Below are 18,724 nucleotides of genomic sequence, written 5' to 3'. Positions count from 1 at the left end.
GATTTGCAGTTCAAGTATTTCTATCTGATTTAGTTAATCTATAGAATATAAAAAGGCAAGAACAGCAGGCAAAACGTAAACAAACAATAATATCAAAGAATAAAGAAAATGGCAAAAGAGATAAAATTTGATTCAGATGCGCGTGAGCTCTTGAAGAGTGGCGTTGACCAGTTGGCAAATGCAGTGAAGGTAACACTCGGTCCTAAGGGTCGTAATGTTGTTATCGGTAAGAAGTTCGGTGCTCCACAGATTACTAAGGACGGTGTAACCGTTGCTAAGGAGGTAGAGCTTGAGGATAACTTCGAGAATGCAGGTGCACAGCTCGTTAAGAGTGTTGCAAGCAAGACTGGTGATGATGCTGGTGATGGTACAACAACAGCAACAATCCTTACGCAGGCTATTGTAACTGAAGGATTGAAGAATGTTACAGCTGGTGCTAACCCAATGGACCTCAAGCGTGGTATCGACAAGGCTGTCAATAAGATAGTTGAACACATAAAAGAGTCGGCGGAAGTTGTAGGTGACAACTACGACAAGATTGAACAGGTTGCAACAGTCAGTGCCAACAATGATCCTGAAATCGGCAAGCTCCTCGCAGATGCAATGCGTAAGGTTTCCAAGGATGGTGTTATCACTATCGAGGAGAGCAAGACCCGTGAGACAAGCATTGGCGTTGTTGAGGGCATGCAGTTTGACCGTGGTTATCTCTCTGGTTATTTTGTAACAGATACGGACAAGATGGAGTGTAATATGGAAAACCCATACATCCTCATCTATGAAAAGAAGATTTCAAGCGTCAAGGACTTCCTCCCAATCCTCCAGCCAGCAGCTGAAAGCGGTCGTCCATTGTTGGTAATTGCAGAGGATGTTGACTCTGAAGCATTGACAACATTGGTTGTAAACCGTCTGCGTGCAGGCTTGAAGATCTGTGCAGTTAAGGCTCCGGGCTTCGGCGACCGTCGCAAGGCTATGCTCGAGGATATTGCAGTATTGACTGGTGGTGTAGTCATCAGCGAGGAGAAGGGACTCTCATTGGATAAGGCAACACTTGAGATGCTCGGTACAGCCAAGAAGGTTACCATCTCTAAGGACAATACAACCATTGTTGACGGTGCGGGCGAGAAGGAAGCAATCAGGGACCGTGTGGCTCAGATCAAGAATGAGATTGCAGCTTCAACAAGCTCTTATGACAAGGAGAAGCTGCAGGAGCGTCTGGCTAAGCTCTCTGGCGGTGTAGCTGTCCTCTATGTTGGTGCTAACTCTGAGGTAGAGATGAAGGAGAAGAAAGACCGTGTAGACGATGCTCTCTGTGCTACCCGTGCTGCAATGGAGGAGGGTGTAGTTGTCGGTGGTGGTACCACTTACATCCGTGCTCAGGAAGCATTGAAGGACCTCAAGGGTGAGAACCCGGACGAGCAGACAGGTATCAATATTGTTTGCTGTGCCATTGAGGAACCTCTCCGTCAGATTGTTGCCAATGCTGGTGGCGAAGGTGCTGTGGTTGTAAACAATGTCCGTGAGGGCAAGGGTGACTACGGTTACAATGCACGCAAAGATGTTTACGAGGATCTTCGTGCAGCAGGTGTCATCGACCCGGCAAAGGTTTCTCGTGTAGCACTTGAGAATGCGGCTTCAATTGCAGGCATGTTCCTGACAACAGAGTGCCTCATTGTTGACAAGGTGGAGGATACTCCAGCTATGCCGGCTGCTCCAGGTATGGGTGATATGATGTAATCATTGAATCAGAATACATGTATTATAGAGAGGGAAGACATCGCAGGGTGTCTTCCCTTTTTTCTTTTCCAATGTTTGTTTATGTCAAAGTAAAGTCTTATCTTTGCAACCGATAAAGCATCGAGAGTTGTCCGCATTGGGACACGCCAACCGAGCGGGAAGATAGCCACGGTGGTAAAAGGATGCGTAAGTAATAATGCTTAAAAATGTATCTTTATGAAGATCAGTAAGTTTTTTATTCGTGTAAAACCGGCAGTTTATGCCCAATGTGCAATTCGTAAGTATCGTCGCCGTCTCAGACGGATGACTGATGACGAGTTGAAAGTAATCATTGCCAGGGAGCGTGTGTGTAAAGGCTGGACGAGTGAGCGGAGCTATTACCTGGCTGCGCTACGTTACGAATGTAAGGTTCGCAGACTTGCATATTGCTGGGAGTAAGTGATTATGCACATTCCTTTGCTTATAAGCATGCTTAAAAAAAAACAACTATGTGCTTATAGTATCGGTCATTTTCCTGTATTTTTAAGAAAAATGGGAGCTTCTTTGCTCCGGTTTGAACTTTGAAATATATTTACAAGTTTACGTGCCATCCTTTCTTAAAACACGCATAAACGCCCCTTTGTTTTCATATCTGTAACTAACGGGGATTCAGTGCGTTATAAAGTTGTGCAAGAAAAGGTGCTTAATAGGACTTCAATTAAGCCTTAGTTGGGCTTCAATTAACGCCCTCTTGAACCTCAATTTGGGCTTAATTCGAGTGCAGGAAAGCGTAGATTGGAAATAGAGGAATGAAAAAACAGGACAAAAAGCCTCACCCCCAACCCCTCTCCGAGTGGAGAGGGGAGTGAATACCGTGAGAAGCCTACGAGTCTGAAGGATACTATCTTCGCCTCAGAACAATTATTGTATCTTGAAATTAGAGTGTCATAAGACCTCTTAGCTGCTTGTTTGATAGACGGGAAAATTATGGTTACAGTTTTAAGAAAACCATGGAATTTCTCAACAAATGTAAGCTCTACGTGCTTTTCTGTCGTCTGACATCGTCTGCTTTCTCCGCCAGTTGCATAGCCCGCTATGCTGTTTTCTGGCTGTAAGTTGGAACTGCTCATCTGAAAGAGAAATGTCAATAAAAGGCTTTTTCGAAACCAGCCTTGATTCATTTATCCTTTTGACAACTTGTTTTAAGCCACATTTCTTATGAAATACTTTGTCTTTCCATATCTTTTTTATACTTTTGGCATCTGAAACCAACTATAATAAAATGAGACAAATCATTAATCACTTCACTGACGATGACCTTTACAAGCTGACAATGTGCTGTGCCGTCATAGACAATTATCCTCGTGCACAGGTATGCTATCATTTTGTCGACCGTGATGATACAGTCTATCCGGAAGGCTTTGCCCGTGAAGTTGAACACCAGATTGAGTTGTTGGAATCGGTTGTTATTACCGACGAAGAGATAAGTTTCCTTCGCCAGAAGTGCTATTATCTGCCAGAATGGTTCCTCACTTATCTCCGTGGATTCCGTTTCTCACGAGAGTGGGTGAAGGTGTGGCAGAATGAACAGGGACATCTTAATATCGAGTTTGAAGGATTATGGGCTGATACAATTCTGCTTGAAGTTAAGGTTCTGGCAATCATTTCAGAGCTGTTTTATATGTTTAATCATCAGGCACAGGAATTTGATTACAAGGAACTTTACGAGAAAACCTATCATAAGGCAGAACGCCTGCTCGAGGCTGGCTGCATATTCTCAGACTTCGGTACACGCCGCCGTGCAAGTCTGGTAGCTGAAGAAACGGCTGTGCGTGCAATGAAGGACTGTTATGACAGCCGGGAATGGAAGGGACGTTTTGTCGGTACGAGCAATATCCACCTTGCCATGAAGTATGACCTTACACCTGTCGGTACGATGGCGCATGAGTTCATCTGTGCTATTGGCGGAATGTTCGGTCCACAGATGGCAAACTACATGGCGATGGAAGCATGGCGCAAGACTTATCGAGGGGCACTGGGAACTTACCTCTATGACTCCTTCGGTTGGGAAATCTTCTCTTATAACTTCTCTGAGGACTTTGCCAATCAGTTCAAGGGACTGCGTGTAGATTCGGGAGATAATTACGAACAGTTAGAGAAAATTATTGCCAAGTATGAGTCTCTCGGTATTGATGCGCATGACAAGCAGGTGCTCTTCTCAAATGCGTTGGATACGGATAAGGCTATTGAAATACAACACTATGCTGAAAGCCGTGTGAAACCTTCATTTGGCATAGGCACACATTTCACCAATGACTTCCCTCATGTGAAGCCTATGAATATTGTTATAAAACTGGTTGCGGTGAAGATCACGGAGTCATGGCCTTTCTATAACGATACTTGTAAGATTTCAGAGGACAAGGGCAAGCATACGGGTAAACCGGAAGTTATCCAGAGATTTATGGAGGCTATACATTATAAGGAGTGATGATCTGGCCCGGTTCTTCGTGAAAGGAAAGGGTATATATACCATAAAAGGCGGTAATAAGATGATGAGGCTTCTCATTTCTTATTACCGCCTTTCAGCTTAGTTACGGTTTACTGTTATTTTGATGATGCTTCTATCTTCCTTAGTCCCTTCTGATAGTAGATGTAATAAAGTATTCCTGCTATTGTAAGACCAAAGGGGAAGCCATACCAGACACCTATCAGCTGATACCCCATGACAACCCCGAAGAGATAGCCCAAGGGCAAGGACACGACAAAGTAGGCTATGAATGCAATCCAGATAAGGGGACGTACGTTGGCTGTGCCACGCATAGCATTGGCGTAATTACACTGCATTCCGTCTCCAAACTGATAAATCATAAATGGAATAATCGTCATGGAAACCATTGAAACAACGGTTGCATTGTCAGTGAACAGTCCGCCGATAACATGACGGAAGATGAAAACCGGCGTGCAGGTCAATGTTGCAAGCAAAAAGACAAGATGGATTCCAGCTGTTGCCGTACGTCTTACAGCGGTGTAGTCACGCTGTCCCATAAAGTTACTGATGCGTACTGCCACTGCTGCAGCCAAGCCGTAGTAAATCATATAGCCAAGCTGTGAGATGGTCAGCATGACCTGATGGGCTGCCAATGATTCTGTTCCGAACCACCCAACCATCAGACTTGAAAGGCTGAAGGCTGCTGTTTCCATTCCCATCTGCAATGCCAAAGGAATTCCAAGGACTATTATCTCTTTAAAATCAGCATACTTTATTCGTCCCAGACTCCACCCTTTTTTGTATTCTCTATACTTCTTCCCGAAAAAGAAAATGCCAACCATTACTGCTGCCATTATGATACGTGAAATCATGGTGGAAAGACCTGCACCTATCAACCCCAACTCTGTCATTCCAAAATGACCATAGATGAGTACCCAGTTGCCAAAGATATTCATCACATTACCACCAATGAGCACCCACATTGCCACCCTTGTGTCGGTAATTCCGTCCGTAAACTGACGGAAGGTGTTGAACCAGCAGACGAAAGGCAGGGATACAAGCTGGATAAGAAAATAAGGACGGATGAGTGACAACAGCTCTTCCGGCTGCCCTAATCGGTGAACATTCAAGTATAGGATAATCATGATTACTGACAGGAATATCGCCATACAGGTATTTGCAGACACCGCACTCTTCATCAACTCTCCGATACGATGTGTCTTTTCCTGCCCATAAAGCGTGCCGACAAGTGCCGTGATAGCGTAAGTAAAGCCGATGGCAAAGATTATAACCAGCGTAAACATGTTGTTGACAAATGCCGCCGCCGCCAATTCATTCGTGCTGTGGCGACCAATCATGAGCGTATCGGCAAAGTTAAGAATGAGATTTCCTAATTGTCCGATGATGATTGGGACGCCTAAATAAGTGAGGTTTCGATAGTGTGTTTCGTATTTTGAAAATTGATATGACATTCTGCTATTTTCTGTTTTATTTGCTAATGAGCTTGCAAAGGTACGAAAATAAGCTGTATTATTTATGTCTTGTGCATTGAAATAAACAATAATAATGGCAGATACCCACTTTTACGATTGTTTTCCGTTCTTTGCATCTGGGGTTCTTTCTGCTTAGAAATAAGAACCTTAATGCTTGTTTTCCATCCCCATAATATCTGATCCTACAAAAGATTTTCTGCTTATAAGCACAAAACCTTATACCCTGTTCCACTCTTTTACTCTGACATCTTGTGATCCATAAGGTGAGTACTATTCATCCTAAGTCGGTCATTATCGGATTATAAAAGCAGAATATTACAAATCACTACCTATTCTTTTTTATTATTACCAACCGTTTGTAATACGATTACAAAGCCTTTGTAACATCATTACAAACGACTGGTAATACTCTAAAATCATGTCTTATGACCGCTTGGAGTCTAAATAACTCCTTGTGCCGTCATAGCCTTGGCAACCTTGATGAAGCCTGCAACATTGGCACCTTTCACATAATTGATGTATCCATCAGCTTCAGTGCCGTATTTTACACAGTTAGCATGGATGTCATCCATAATCTGCAGGAGTTTCTTATCCACTTCTTCACGGCTCCATTTCAGTCTTCCGGAGTTCTGACTCATCTCAAGTCCTGATACCGCTACGCCACCGGCATTGCTGGCTTTACCCGGACAATAGAGCACCTTTGCCTCTTGGAATATCTTTACAGCCTCAGGGGTCGATGGCATATTGGCACCTTCCGTAACGGCAATGACACCGTTCTTTACAAGTTCAGCTGCAGCTTCTCCGTTGATTTCGTTCTGTGTGGCACATGGAGTTGCAATGTCAGCCTTCTCAGACCAAGGCTTTGCTCCGGGCACATACTTGGCATTGTATTTCTCAGCATATTCACGTATGCGTCCACGTTCAATGTTCTTCAGTTCCATGATATAGGCGAGTTTCTCCTCATCTATACCATCCGGGTCGTAGATGTAGCCATCAGAGTCGGAGCAGGTGACAGGCTTTGCTCCAAGTTGCAGTAGTTTCTGCATTGTGTATTGGGCTACATTGCCAGAACCAGACACGAGAACCGTCTTGCCTTTGAGGTCGATATTACGTGTCTTGAGCATATTCAGCAGGAAATAGACATTGCCATATCCTGTCGCTTCAGGACGGATGAGCGAGCCGCCGAATTCCTGTCCTTTACCCGTAAGAATGCCTACAAACTGGTTTGTCAGCTTCTTGTATTGTCCGAACATATAACCTACTTCACGTCCACCCACACCGATGTCGCCGGCAGGTACATCACAGTCGGGACCAATATAGTTCCATAGTTCTCTCATGAATGCCTGACAGAAACGCATGACTTCGGCATTTGACTTGCCACGGGGCGAGAAGTCGGAGCCGCCTTTAGCACCACCCATGGGCAGAGTAGTCAGGGAGTTCTTGAAGGTCTGCTCAAAGGCAAGGAACTTGAGAATAGACTCGTTGACAGAAGCATGGAAACGAAGTCCACCCTTGTATGGACCGATGGCGTTATTGTGTTGGATACGATAGCCCATATTGGTTTGTACGTTTCCCTTGTCGTCAATCCAGTTTACCCGGAACTTGATGATTCTGTCTGGTACACAGAGTCGTTCAATGAGATTGACCTGGTCAAATCCAGGATGCCTGTTGTATTCATCCTCGATGGTGGTCAATACCTGTGACACTGCCTGAATATACTCCGGTTCATTCGGGAAACGCTGTTTTAATCTCTCTACGACTTCTGTTGCTTTCATAATCTATTGGTGTTATTGGACGTTTTTGTTTTATCCTGATTTGTATTAAAACGAATTATTATAAACGATTATGTTGCAAAGATAACGAATTTTGATTAAATATGTGTTATTTTGCTGTTAAATATCATGTTATGGTATGAATAAGACATTTGGCAGTCTGTGATAGAATCCTGTTTTGTCATTATATCTTATTTATCCTAAAATATTGGTCTGCAACGCATCTTATTTCTTGTTAAAGCTACACAGCAATGACAACAGATAAGATTCGTATTGGCGAATTGCACGATTACAGAGGTGGTACGACTTTCATCGTCATGTAGCAAAAACAAGGGCTGACTTTTTGTGGCAATGCTCTGAAAAATATTTACATAAGATGCAGTTGTTCTTGTTAAAAACAGGGATAAAAAGGTTGTTATATCCTTGTTTGTAACCATCAGAAGACCAACCTGTTATAAAATACCACAAGAAAAGGTGCTTAGTTGGGCTTCAATTAAGCCTTATTCGGACTTCAATTGAGCACCTATTGGACTTCAATTTGTGCTTAATTGGATTGCAACTCATGGTTAATCAGTTTTAGTATGGATGAAATATTCTGACAAACGGGTGGGCTACAATAGACGGAAATAACATGCTTTAACCTGTTTTTGTCTGATAAAGCCTAAATAGGCATACTTTCTCATAAATACTCTCTTTTAAATTGATGATATTGTGTTACTTATCTTCTGTTCTCTGTGAAGGCAGCATCTTTGCTCTTTCATCTTTATTACAAATAACCCGTTTGTCAACCGATATTTGTTACCTTCAGAATTTGGGGTAAGATTATCGAAAACATAAAAGAGGGGGGCATTATTTAATAATGCACCCCTCTATATAAATATTAAATACTGTTCAGAACAATTTTCTTAGAAGTTGTAGTAAACACCGAATGTGATATTGTTGCCATTAAGGCTTGCACCCCAAGCGTGATTGTCCTTGTCAGCACCTTTTGCCTTTGCAGAAGCCCAACCTGCGAAACCGAAGTGGGTAACAAAGCTAACCTTCGGGCTAAGGTTTACTGCAAGACCTGGCTTCAAACCAAGTTGCCATATATCATCGCCACCTCTGTAACGCTTATAATCAACACCACCATCAATGAAAGCGTTTACATACTTAGTACGAACGAAAGTGTAACGAACGTATGGGTCAATCTGGAAATAGTTGTTTACTTTTTCTGCTGCTACAATATCAACAGGGTTACCCTTGCCCCAACCAATTACTGTACCGATTGCCCAGTTTTCGTCAAGGTTGAAACCAACTTCAGGGAGGAACTGATAAGTTGTAACTTCGTCAGCATCACCCATCTTAGAGTTAGAAATACCAACGCTACCACCAACATAAACCTGTGCATTAGCAGCAAGTGCAATGAATGCAACAGCAAGTGACATTAAAATCTTTTTCATAATAGAAAACTTTAAATATTAATACTAAATTATTTCTCTTTATCATTTACCGCTTACCGCCTGTTTGAGCAGTAACAGCAGCTCTTATCTGGGTGCAAAGTAAAGAGTTTTAAAGCAAACAACCAAATTTTATCTATAACTTTTACTTTAAACATGTAAATGAAAGTTAATCCCTTGTGCGTTCACCTTATAATATATAACTTTGCATTACTCCTAAGAGAAAACATCAATGTAAATTATGAAAACAGGAGCTCTATAGATCAAGTTATGATGAATAAACCTACTTTCATTGCAGGTCCCTGTGTTATAGAAAACTCAGAACTGCTCAGCACCGTTGCGGAAGAATTGGTAAGGCTGAATAGGAAATATGATATTGATATCATTTTCAAGGCAAGTTTTGATAAAGCTAACCGTACGAGCATACACTCTTTCCGTGGTCCGGGACTTGAAAAAGGCCTTTCTATGTTGCAGGCTGTCAAGGAAAAGTATGGACTGAGACTGCTGACAGACATTCACGAGAGCTGTCAGGCAGAGGCTGTCGGCAAGGTTGTTGATGTCATCCAGATACCGGCTTTTCTTTGTCGGCAGACCGACTTGTTGGTTGCTGCTGCAAAGACAGGCAGGACTGTTAATATCAAGAAAGCACAGTTCCTGAGTGGCAGGGATATGCGTTACCCTGTACAGAAATGTCTGGAAAGTGGAGCAAAGGAAGTTTGGCTGACTGAGCGTGGAAATAGTTTTGGCTATAATAATCTTGTTGTTGACTTCCGCAATATCCCAGACATGAAGGAAATAGTCCCTGATGTAATAATGGATTGTACACACAGCGTACAGCGTCCAAGCGCAGGAGACGGCAAGACGGTTGGTGACCGTAAGTTTGTTCCTTCGATGGCATTGGCTGCCAAGGCATTCGGTGCAACGGGCTATTTCTTTGAAGTACACCCTGACCCGGATGCAGGACTGTCGGATGCTGCCAATATGCTGGAACTTGATAAGTTAGACGAATTAATAGGAAAACTGGTATGAATGAAGAAGAACAAAGACTGAAACAGGTAAGAACCTACGCCATACAGTGTATTAAAGAAGAAACTGACGCTACGCTTAATCTGATTAACCAGTTAGATGAGAACTTTGACAAGGCTGTAAGCCTTATGTTCCATTGTACGGGCAAGATTGTCGTAACAGGTGTTGGCAAGAGCGGAAACATCGGAGCCAAGATTGCCGCAACACTGTCATCTACGGGCACACCTGCTTTCTTTGTCAATCCGCTGGATGTCTATCATGGTGACCTTGGTGTAATGACGAAGGACGATGTTGTCCTTGCATTATCCAATTCTGGTCAGACAGATGAATTGCTCCGCTTCATACCAATGGTGCTTCACATGAATATTCCTATCATCGGAATGAGTGCCAACCCTGACTCATTGTTGGCAAAATACTCCACTGCCCACTTGAAGGTATGGGTTGAGAAAGAAGCATGTCCATTGAACCTTGCACCGACAAGCTCAACTACCGCAGCACTTGTCATGGGTGACGCGCTGGCTGTTGCCCTTATGTGTGTCAGGAACTTCAAACCACAGGACTTCGCACAGTTCCATCCTGGTGGTGAACTGGGTAAACGCCTGCTGACAACAGCACAGGATGTAATGCGTTCAGACGACCTTCCTGTCATTCCAAAAGAGATGCACTTGGGTGAAGCCATCATTCATGTCAGCAAGGGCAAGTTAGGATTAGGCGTATCACTTGACAATGGAAAGGTCATTGGGCTGATAACTGATGGTGATATTCGCCGGGCTATGGAGCGTTGGCAGGCAGAGTTCTTTGATCATACGGTCAGCGATATTATGACAAAAGAACCAAAGACGGTCTTGCCTACAACGAAGATTACCGAGATACAGCAGGTTATGCACCGGAACAAGATACATACAGTATTGGTGTGTGATGAAGAAAGGCATTTCTTAGGTATTGTTGACCACTACAGTTGTATGCTGTAAGGATGGCATCCAGCCGTTCTGTTTATGATATTTATACGGGGCTGACATAGCTTTGACATCTGCAAGACTACTGTTTGCCCATGATGGAAAATGAGAGAGACAAAATGAATTATATAAAAAGAAACGCCATCACGGTTGTGATGGCGTTATGTTGCACATTCTTACCTGTTCAACTTTCTGCGCAAAGCAACACAAGGGATTCTGTTTCACAAGGCCAAAAAGAAATAGAAACAAGAGCTGATTCAATGATTGTTTATCAGCTTCGTGGGAAAGGTGTGCACTTCTCTCATAACAATTCCGTTATCTTACTTGCGAGCGGACAGGAAAAGTTTGATGATCTTTTCAAGGCTATTGACCAGGCTAAGTCGAGTATTCATCTGGAATACTTCAACTTCCGCAACGACTCAATCAACGAGGAACTTGTACGTCATCTGGCTGCAAAGGCAAAGGAAGGTGTTGAGGTGAGAGCTGTCTTTGACGGTTTTGGTAATGCAAGCAATAACCGTCCGATGAAGAAACGACACCTGAAGGCAATCCGGGAAAAGGGAATAGAGATTCATGAGTTCAAGCCTATGGAGTTCCCCTGGCTGCACGATATATTCAATCGTGACCACCGCAAGATTGTCGTTATTGATGGAAAAGTGGCTTATACAGGTGGGATGAACGTTGCAGACTACTATATTAATGGTACAGAAGTAGTGGGGTCATGGCACGACATGCACTGCAGAATCGAGGGAGATGAAGTCAACACATTACAGAATATATTTCTTCGGATGTGGTTTCTGGCTTCAGGACAAGAGATACATGGGGCAAAGTACTATCGTGGTGTATCCAATGCTGATTATATCAAAGGACTCAAGCCAGACACCTGTAGGAGTGCCGGAAAGAAGATGGTGGGTATCATCAATCGTGAACCGCATACTACGAAAGATATTATCCGGTATTTCTATCTCAATGCTATAAACGATGCAAAGGATAGCATAAAGGTCATCAATCCTTATTTTACCCTGACACGTACCTTGAAAAAGGCTTTCAGAAAGGCTGTAAAAAGGGGTGTGAAAGTGGAAATCCTGCTCAGCGTGAAGAGTGATATTCCTCTGACACCCGACTGTGGTTTCTATAATGCACACCAGTTGATGAAGGACGGCTGTACGATATGGATGTATGAACCGGGCTTCCATCACACGAAAATCATTATGGTAGACGGACAGTTCTGCACCGTCGGTTCAGCTAATCTCAATTCAAGAAGTCTACGGTGGGACCGGGAAGAGAATGCTGTAATCATTGATGCCTGCACCACGCATGAACTGAACGAACTGTTTGATGCACAGAAGAAAGACAGCTTTAAACTTACTGAAGAGAAGTGGAGGAAATGGCGTACACCGTGGCAGCGTTTCCGTGGATGGTTTGCTCATCTGCTTTCACCGTTCCTATAGGTTTGCCGGAATATTCATGAGGCTGTGAAAACTCCTTTTAGCACCTATTAGACGTTCTCTTCCTTGTACATGCTACGAAACAAGAACGGAATGGGGGAGCTGCAAGATTCTGTCTTCACAATCAATACTTTACAGGATAATGAGAATAATGAATGCTTGTTTAGAATGCAGTTTCTCTTCTATGATTTTCTGTGACAGAGTTAAATTCCAACTGCTCATCTGAATACTCACCACTTCAAGATGCTGCGAAATCCTACAACTACGAATGACACGAACTGTACGAATGCAAGATTACAGAAGTAAAAGAACTATTGCTATCCAATAGAACTTAAACAGCATATGTTCCAATGCAGAATCTCTTTTAAATAGATGTTATTGTATTGGCTTTGGATAAGTAAGTTTCCTTGTCAAATAAGTGTTGTTTGCTTTTGGAGACTCAGCTCTTTCATGACAACAAGTCATTCCCTCCTCGGCAGTATATTGCATGGTATTTAACCCTCAACACCATTGGTGCTCAGCCTCAACACCATTGGTGTTTACCTACAACACCACGTGTGTCGGGCAACAACACTTCTATAGCAAATGGCATGAGAGGTTTCTCATTGTCATTATAATAATATAGAGTATGATACTAAAGGCTAATCTATATGGGAAAAGTCTTATCGTACACCAAGAGCTATGCAAAGATATTTCATTGCTGCTAATCGGTTGCTCAAAAGCCGTTCTTATATCCTCGAAAGAACCTTCATATACCTTACATGATGACGCATGTCTACTTCATTATCAGGCAATGACACAACCTGTTTGCTTAAAAAGACTTTTTCTTTGCAAGCAAACATTTTTTTTCATCATGATATAATTTGAGAAAAAGCCTTCCTGTAGCTTATTGACAGGTTTAACTTTTAGCTTTCCTGCTGGTGCTTGATGGTGATTTCACGCTGCGGGAATGGTATTTCAATACCGTTCTTATTCAGCGTTTCATAAATACATTCCATGATTACACCAATATCACTTCCCTGCGTAAACACATTTACCCAAACAAGAATCTTCAGTGTGATGCAGCTGTCGTCGAAGCTCTTGAGTCTGACGGTGACAGGTTGCTTGCTGAAAGTAACGCCGAGTTCGGTAATGGCATTCACAAGCAGTTCCTTGACCTCTTTTATATTGCTTCCGTATGCAACGCCCACTTCAAGAACATCCAGCTCATAACCATGATTCTTTGTCATATTCTTATAGTTCTTGGTAAACAGCTGCGAGTTCTGGAAAGCAATGACCGAACCGTCAAGTGCCTCGAGCATTGTTGAGGTGTAGTTGATGGAACTGACCTTGCCACGCACACCGTCACAGATGATGTAGTCGCCAATCTTGATGCGTCCGGCCATCAGCGAGATGCCATAATAGATATTCTCAAGAATATCCTTCATAGCGAAACCGATACCCGTTGACAGACCACCCGTTACCACAACCAGCCAAGTGCTGCTGATTTGGAAGATGTTGAGCGTGGTCAGCAGCCATGAACCCCATACAACAACCTGCAAAACATTAATATACATTGTGGCACGCGCATCGGCCGTAGAAGGGTCATTCCGCTTGAGATATAGCTTGATAGCCTCCCGGATTGTCAGATTCAGATAGTTGAAGACAAACCACAGAGTGATTACTATAGCGATAGAATAGACACTCATCTTGAACTTGTCGGAGTTGATGAAGTCAGTGCGGAACAGCTTCCATGTCAGGTCACTAAGGTTGAATACATCCGTTGCCCAGTAGATTGCGAGAATAAACGATATTACCAAGGCTGTCGGGATGAGGACAATATCAATGAACCGGATGAGCCAGGTCTTATTGACTGACAGGTTCTTTGCAGGATGCTTCTCCCTGTATTGGTTAAGATAATCGTGGAAGAAAGCAATCGTCAGAATACAAGCCAGCTGCATTGACCACCAGATGATAGCCTGCACAGCTAACATCGTATAGCCAATCGACGAACATGCAAGTGAGAAGATGAACACGAGCAGCGAGAAATACGCAAAGTTCAGGTCGTAACGTGGAACAAGTTTATGGTATTTGTAAATCATTCTTGCCTGCCACAGTGCATTGAGGAGCAACAGGGGAGGGAAGAGAAGTGTTACGATGGAACTGGGCAGCATCACAATACGGAAGGTGATGACAATAAATCCTACGGCAATCAGTGGATAGTAGATGCGGTAGGCATTATGTGTCTGTGAGCCTTCAACACGCAGGAGCAGGGATGCAAAGATTACTGCCAGCATCCATGTGTACTCCAGAAGCAGGCTGCAAGCCATGTGTATGAAGTTGGAAGGCGAGAAAAGGCGTATTATTATGAGGACGATGCTGAAAGTGACGACTGAAGCAAGCATGATAATACAGGTACGCTTGGCAAGAAAGGCATGGTTCTTCTGCTCAAAGCGGTTCGCCTTCATCACCTTTGTTACAAGGAAACGGATACTTAGATAATTGATTAGAATGGCTATCAATCCGTAGATCAGAATCATACTGAAGAGCGTGATAATCCATTTAACATCCCATTGTGACATCACAACATTCTGCGGAGTATATTTCTCAGCGAGTGTATTGCTTATGTGAGTGATGCGATAAGGTGCTGCCTTCAGGATCTTTATATAGTTGTCTCCACCATTCGCAAAGATGCTTGACTGTATCTCTTCATATCTTTTCTGTGCGTATGCGTCGAGTGCTTGCAGCTGATGCTGGCTGTATTCATAGTACTGGATGTACTCCTGATAAGAATCGTTGCGTTCCTTCAACATCCTTCGGATACTTACAGCGAGGGTAAGGCAGACGTTGCGGTCGGTCTTCATCTTAGGGGTAAGACCGAACGTGTACATCGTACTGAGTACGTTGACGAGCGAGTCATAGCGTGCTATCTCTTCGTTGCTCTCCGTGATGAGGTCGTGGAAAGGGCGTGTCTTTGTCTGGAAGTCTTTCCAGAGTTCAGTTGCCTGTTGGCAGGCATAGGTGAGGTCGAAGATATTATCAGTTTTCTGCGAATAAAGCATCAATGACACCTGTGCTGACTTGTCGCCGATTTCCTTCAGCTGATTCGTCACCTGCTCGGTAATAAATCTTGATTTGTTCAGCTGTTTTGTCTGTTCGAGGTGCTGTGCAATCAGCTCATGGCGAAGCACTGAAAGTGAGTTTTTCAGCGAATCCTCTTGCAGCACAGCAGCTGCCGGGAGGGTGAGGAAGAACAGCAATATGGTGATAAAGAATAGCTTTTTGTGCATATCTGTTTTATTATGAAGATAATTCTTGTGATTTTTAAATGTGCACAAAGTTACGGAAAGTTTGTCATTTAGGCTTATATAGGAATGTAAAATGATACTAAAGAAGTGTCTGCAAGTGCTTTTCTTACGTCCTGAGGCATATAAACGGATAAAATTATGTAAGTTTGCACGAAAAAAGAAAACTATGATACTAATTGCCGACAGTGGTGGGTCCAAGACAGACTGGGCACTGGTCAGTCTGCCGTCAGATACTCGTAAGTATGTATTGAAAGTCCGTACGCAAGGACTGAACCCGTTTCATCAGTCGAAGGAAGTCATCTTGAAGTCGTTAGAGCAGGAACTACTCCCTGCGTTGTACAGGGCTGCAGAGCAAAACAAGTGCTTTCCCAAGCAGGCTGATATAGCAGAGAAGGTTACACTGGTAGCCTTTTATGGAGCGGGCTGTACAAAGAATCTCTCACCCATTGTTGGTGAAGCTCTCGCTGCTGCATTCCCTTCTGCCAGTATAAAGGTTGAAAGTGACCTGTTAGGTGCTGCCCATGCTGTATGCGGGCATGCGGCAGGTATTGCCTGTATTTTAGGTACTGGTGCCAACAGCTGTCTCTATGATGGCGAGCAGATTACTGCAAATGTGCCTCCACTGGGTTATATCTTAGGGGATGAAGGCAGTGGGGCAGTGCTTGGCAAACTGCTTCTCAATGGTATATTCAAGGGTGATTTGTCAGAAGAGACACGTGATTTATATTTGTCCTGGAGTGGTTTGACCTATCTGGAAATTATAGATAAAGTCTATCGTCAACCACTTGCCAATCGCTTTCTGGCAGGCTGTTCAAAGTTTATTAAGAAAAACCTTCAATATTCTGAATTAGAGGAGTTAGTGATAAATAACTTTGATAATTTCTTTAAGAAGAATATTTTGAAGTATTCTTCATCCTCTACTCGTACAATTTCTGCTGTCGGTGGTATCGCTGCAGCTTTTGAAGAGCAGTTGAGGAAAAGTGCAGACAGATTTGGTTATCGGGTCAGGAAGGTGATAGCTTCTCCCATAGAAGGGTTGATAGAATATTATTCTTAGTTCTTATCTAAGATAGTTGGTGTCTGATATAGCTTTTCACATGTAAGTTGGCCATTAGTATCTTACTGTATTTATGATGACCATAATCAACCTCGCTTCCTGTTTTCTATTGATCTGTTGTTGACCAGCACGCAATGTGTTGCTGCCCAGCACCATTGGTGTTGCTGTCCGGCACCATTGGTGTTGAGGGTTAAACGTCTTGTAATTCGCAGGGTTTGCTTTACCAAAGACAAGTAGGATGTTATCTGCTTAAAAGAGATTTCGCATTGGAGCGTATGCTGTCTTAAGTTTTGTCGGCAGCAATATTTCTAAGGCCGTTTTGAGGGTGTTAACTATAGGAGACCGTTTGAAAATCCCTGTGTAGGACAAAGGGATTGTCTGAAGATATGTGTGTGATGTCATTACGTTGAGGAGCTTGCCCGTTGGGAAGGAGTGATCAAAGTTGTCCGTTATATATACCCCGTGTTGTACGTATTGTTTTGTGGGGTGAATAGCGTTTGCTGACACCGTAGCACATCCCTTTATAGCTGTTGCTTCAGCCCCTATGTAGCAAAGGGAAAGAAGCACATTGCATTTGATGGATTACTGATGAAAGGGTTATGAATCACGCAGTAGGCGGTTTGCAAAGTGGACTTTGCAAAAAGTGGTATGTTTTTCCATTTAATTTGCACTCGTTCTCAAATATTTTTGTATCTTTGCACTCGTTTTTAAATATGTTCTATTAGAGCAAAATTGTACAGTTAAATTATAGCTATATAAAGTTTATGTATTTCACACTTTTTGTTACCGTTTTGATAACGGCCGCATTCCTGGTAGTGGCAGCTTATGCTATTGCTAAGTGGATTGGTCCGCGTTCATACAATCCGGCGAAGGGTGAGCCTTACGAGTGTGGTATTCCGACTCATGGAACCTCTTGGTTACCAATGCATGTCGGCTACTATCTCTTTGCCATCTTGTTCCTGATGTTTGACGTGGAGACCGTCTTCCTCTACCCGTGGGCAGTCGTTGTAAAGACAATTGGACCTTTGGCACTCGCCACAATCGGGTTCTTTATGCTGGTATTAGTATTTGGCCTTGCGTATGCTTGGCGGAAAGGAGCGCTTGAATGGAAATAAGGAAGCCAAAAATCAAGTCTCTTCCATACGAGGATTGGAAGGACAATGATACGCTTAGCAAGATGGCAAGCGATTTGAACGATGGCGGAACCAACCTCGTTCTCGGTAACCTGGATCAGCTCATCAACTGGGGGCGTAGCAACTCACTCTGGTCTCTGACCTTTGCAACATCATGTTGTGGTATTGAGTTCATGGCTGTCGGTTGTGCACGTTACGACTTCTCCCGTTTTGGTTTTGAGGTAACCCGTAACTCTCCACGTCAGGCTGACCTGATTATGTGTGCCGGTACTATTACAAACAAGATGGCACCAGCATTGAAGCGTCTGTATGACCAGATGGCAGAACCGAAGTATGTTGTGGCAGTTGGCGGCTGTGCCATTTCTGGTGGTCCGTTCAAAGACAGCTATCACGTCATGCGTGGTGTCGATGAGATTATTCCAGTGGATGTCTACATCCCGGGCTGTCCTCCACGTCCGGAAGCTATTATCTATGGTATGATGCAGCTTCAGCGTAAGGTGAAGATTGAAAAGTTCTTCGGTGGTGTCAACCATAAGCAGACCACAGAGGAACGTGAAACTGGCAAGAGTAATGCCGAACTTATATTCAGCGAGAAGCTGGGAATCGATCCGGAAGAGATAAAGGAAAAGCGTGAAGCAGCATGGGCTGAAGCTAAAAAGCCTGCTCCAAAACCTACACGTCCTGCAGAGAAACCTGCTGTTGCAGCTGCCAAACCTGTCGATGCTCCGGCAAAAACTGCTGAGCCAGCTGCTCCTTCTCCTGAAGCTGTAGCTCCAAAGAAAGAGACAATTGTCGTTAACCAGCCGGTAACACAGGAAGATGTAGAGAAGCTGGGTAAGGAAATTGACCAGATTGATGCAGCAAGCAAGGCTACAGAAGAGAGTGCTGCTAACAATTAATATATAAGGTACG

General features: G+C 43.4%; 13 protein-coding genes and 1 riboswitch. Of the genes, 9 read left to right on the top strand and 4 right to left on the bottom strand.

What is annotated here, in order from left to right:
- The first annotated feature begins 108 nt into the window (after positions 1–108).
- The 3 genes from groL (at position 109) to pncB (ending at position 4,201) form a co-directional block, all read left to right on the top strand.
- Positions 109–1,734, top strand: a complete 1,626-nt coding sequence (groL, locus tag ADJ77_RS03160) for a chaperonin GroEL (RefSeq protein WP_025078406.1) — start codon at positions 109–111, stop codon at positions 1,732–1,734.
- 112 nt (positions 1,735–1,846) lie between these two features.
- Positions 1,847–1,953: riboswitch (SAM-I-IV-variant riboswitch) on the top strand.
- Positions 1,951–2,172 (top strand): hypothetical protein, encoded by a 222-nt coding sequence (locus ADJ77_RS13715; RefSeq protein WP_042740955.1) that lies wholly within the window; start codon positions 1,951–1,953, stop codon positions 2,170–2,172. It overlaps the preceding riboswitch by 3 nt.
- 823 nt (positions 2,173–2,995) lie before the next feature.
- Entirely contained in the window at positions 2,996–4,201 is a 1,206-nt protein-coding gene (pncB, locus tag ADJ77_RS03155) for a nicotinate phosphoribosyltransferase (RefSeq protein WP_208595986.1), read from the top strand.
- Positions 4,202–4,317: 116 nt separating this feature from the next.
- On the opposite strand, the gene ADJ77_RS03150 is transcribed toward pncB, so the two are convergent.
- The 3 genes from ADJ77_RS03150 to ADJ77_RS03140 form a co-directional block, all read right to left on the bottom strand.
- Positions 4,318–5,673, bottom strand: coding sequence for an MATE family efflux transporter (locus ADJ77_RS03150; RefSeq protein WP_025078408.1), 1,356 nt, complete (start codon positions 5,671–5,673; stop codon positions 4,318–4,320).
- A gap of 461 nt (positions 5,674–6,134) precedes the next feature.
- Complete coding sequence (locus ADJ77_RS03145) at positions 6,135–7,469, bottom strand: NADP-specific glutamate dehydrogenase (protein WP_050696010.1); 1,335 nt, start codon at positions 7,467–7,469, stop codon at positions 6,135–6,137.
- A 902-nt stretch (positions 7,470–8,371) separates the two neighbouring features.
- Positions 8,372–8,908, bottom strand: a complete 537-nt coding sequence (locus tag ADJ77_RS03140; RefSeq protein ID WP_025078409.1) for an outer membrane beta-barrel protein — start codon at positions 8,906–8,908, stop codon at positions 8,372–8,374.
- Positions 8,909–9,175: 267 nt separating this feature from the next.
- Between ADJ77_RS03140 and kdsA the strand changes: the two genes are divergently transcribed.
- From kdsA to ADJ77_RS03125, 3 genes are all read left to right on the top strand, one after another.
- Positions 9,176–9,934, top strand: coding sequence for a 3-deoxy-8-phosphooctulonate synthase (gene kdsA / locus ADJ77_RS03135; RefSeq protein ID WP_025078410.1), 759 nt, complete (start codon positions 9,176–9,178; stop codon positions 9,932–9,934).
- The gene (locus tag ADJ77_RS03130; RefSeq protein ID WP_050696009.1) at positions 9,931–10,902 is read left to right on the top strand and encodes a KpsF/GutQ family sugar-phosphate isomerase; all 972 of its coding nucleotides are present in this window, start codon (positions 9,931–9,933) and stop codon (positions 10,900–10,902) included. Before kdsA ends, ADJ77_RS03130 begins: the two co-directional genes overlap by 4 nt.
- A 104-nt stretch (positions 10,903–11,006) precedes the next feature.
- On the top strand, positions 11,007–12,338 hold the full coding sequence (locus tag ADJ77_RS03125) for a phospholipase D-like domain-containing protein (RefSeq protein WP_394330590.1): 1,332 nt from the start codon (positions 11,007–11,009) through the stop codon (positions 12,336–12,338).
- Between the two features lie 902 nt (positions 12,339–13,240).
- Here ADJ77_RS03125 and ADJ77_RS03120 read toward each other — a convergent pair.
- Positions 13,241–15,604: a mechanosensitive ion channel family protein gene (locus ADJ77_RS03120; protein ID WP_050696008.1), complete on the bottom strand. Its 2,364-nt coding sequence runs from the start codon at positions 15,602–15,604 to the stop codon at positions 13,241–13,243.
- A gap of 184 nt (positions 15,605–15,788) precedes the next feature.
- On the opposite strand from ADJ77_RS03120, the gene ADJ77_RS03115 reads away from it, so the two are divergent.
- The 3 genes from ADJ77_RS03115 (at position 15,789) to ADJ77_RS03105 (ending at position 18,711) form a co-directional block, all read left to right on the top strand.
- The gene (locus tag ADJ77_RS03115; RefSeq protein WP_025078412.1) at positions 15,789–16,679 is read left to right on the top strand and encodes an ATPase; all 891 of its coding nucleotides are present in this window, start codon (positions 15,789–15,791) and stop codon (positions 16,677–16,679) included.
- A gap of 764 nt (positions 16,680–17,443) precedes the next feature.
- Positions 17,444–17,794, top strand: coding sequence for an NADH-quinone oxidoreductase subunit A (locus ADJ77_RS03110; protein WP_025078413.1), 351 nt, complete (start codon positions 17,444–17,446; stop codon positions 17,792–17,794).
- Positions 17,785–18,711, top strand: a complete 927-nt coding sequence (locus tag ADJ77_RS03105; protein ID WP_025078414.1) for an NADH-quinone oxidoreductase subunit B — start codon at positions 17,785–17,787, stop codon at positions 18,709–18,711. Before ADJ77_RS03110 ends, ADJ77_RS03105 begins: the two co-directional genes overlap by 10 nt.
- Positions 18,712–18,724: the final 13 nt, after the last annotated feature.

Origin of the sequence: Prevotella fusca JCM 17724 (assembly GCF_001262015.1) — a bacterium.
In the GTDB taxonomy this organism is placed as follows: Bacteria; Bacteroidota; Bacteroidia; order Bacteroidales; family Bacteroidaceae; genus Prevotella; species Prevotella fusca.
Note: the sequence above shows the minus strand (reverse complement) of the source record. Positions and strands in the feature narration are given on the sequence as shown.

Excerpts from the sequence above, each read along its gene's own strand:
- pncB (WP_208595986.1), top strand. The coding sequence starts at position 2,996 with ATGAGACAAATCATTAATCACTTCACTGACGATGACCTTTACAAGCTG.
- ADJ77_RS03130 (WP_050696009.1), top strand. The coding sequence starts at position 9,931 with ATGAATGAAGAAGAACAAAGACTGAAACAGGTAAGAACCTACGCCATA.
- ADJ77_RS03110 (WP_025078413.1), top strand. The coding sequence starts at position 17,444 with ATGTATTTCACACTTTTTGTTACCGTTTTGATAACGGCCGCATTCCTG.
- ADJ77_RS03115 (WP_025078412.1), top strand. The coding sequence starts at position 15,789 with ATGATACTAATTGCCGACAGTGGTGGGTCCAAGACAGACTGGGCACTG.
- ADJ77_RS03105 (WP_025078414.1), top strand. The coding sequence starts at position 17,785 with ATGGAAATAAGGAAGCCAAAAATCAAGTCTCTTCCATACGAGGATTGG.
- ADJ77_RS03145 (WP_050696010.1), bottom strand. The coding sequence starts at position 7,469 with ATGAAAGCAACAGAAGTCGTAGAGAGATTAAAACAGCGTTTCCCGAAT.
- ADJ77_RS03150 (WP_025078408.1), bottom strand. The coding sequence starts at position 5,673 with ATGTCATATCAATTTTCAAAATACGAAACACACTATCGAAACCTCACT.
- groL (WP_025078406.1), top strand. The coding sequence starts at position 109 with ATGGCAAAAGAGATAAAATTTGATTCAGATGCGCGTGAGCTCTTGAAG.
- ADJ77_RS03140 (WP_025078409.1), bottom strand. The coding sequence starts at position 8,908 with ATGAAAAAGATTTTAATGTCACTTGCTGTTGCATTCATTGCACTTGCT.
- kdsA (WP_025078410.1), top strand. The coding sequence starts at position 9,176 with ATGATGAATAAACCTACTTTCATTGCAGGTCCCTGTGTTATAGAAAAC.
- ADJ77_RS13715 (WP_042740955.1), top strand. The coding sequence starts at position 1,951 with ATGAAGATCAGTAAGTTTTTTATTCGTGTAAAACCGGCAGTTTATGCC.
- ADJ77_RS03120 (WP_050696008.1), bottom strand. The coding sequence starts at position 15,604 with ATGCACAAAAAGCTATTCTTTATCACCATATTGCTGTTCTTCCTCACC.
- ADJ77_RS03125 (WP_394330590.1), top strand. The coding sequence starts at position 11,007 with ATGAATTATATAAAAAGAAACGCCATCACGGTTGTGATGGCGTTATGT.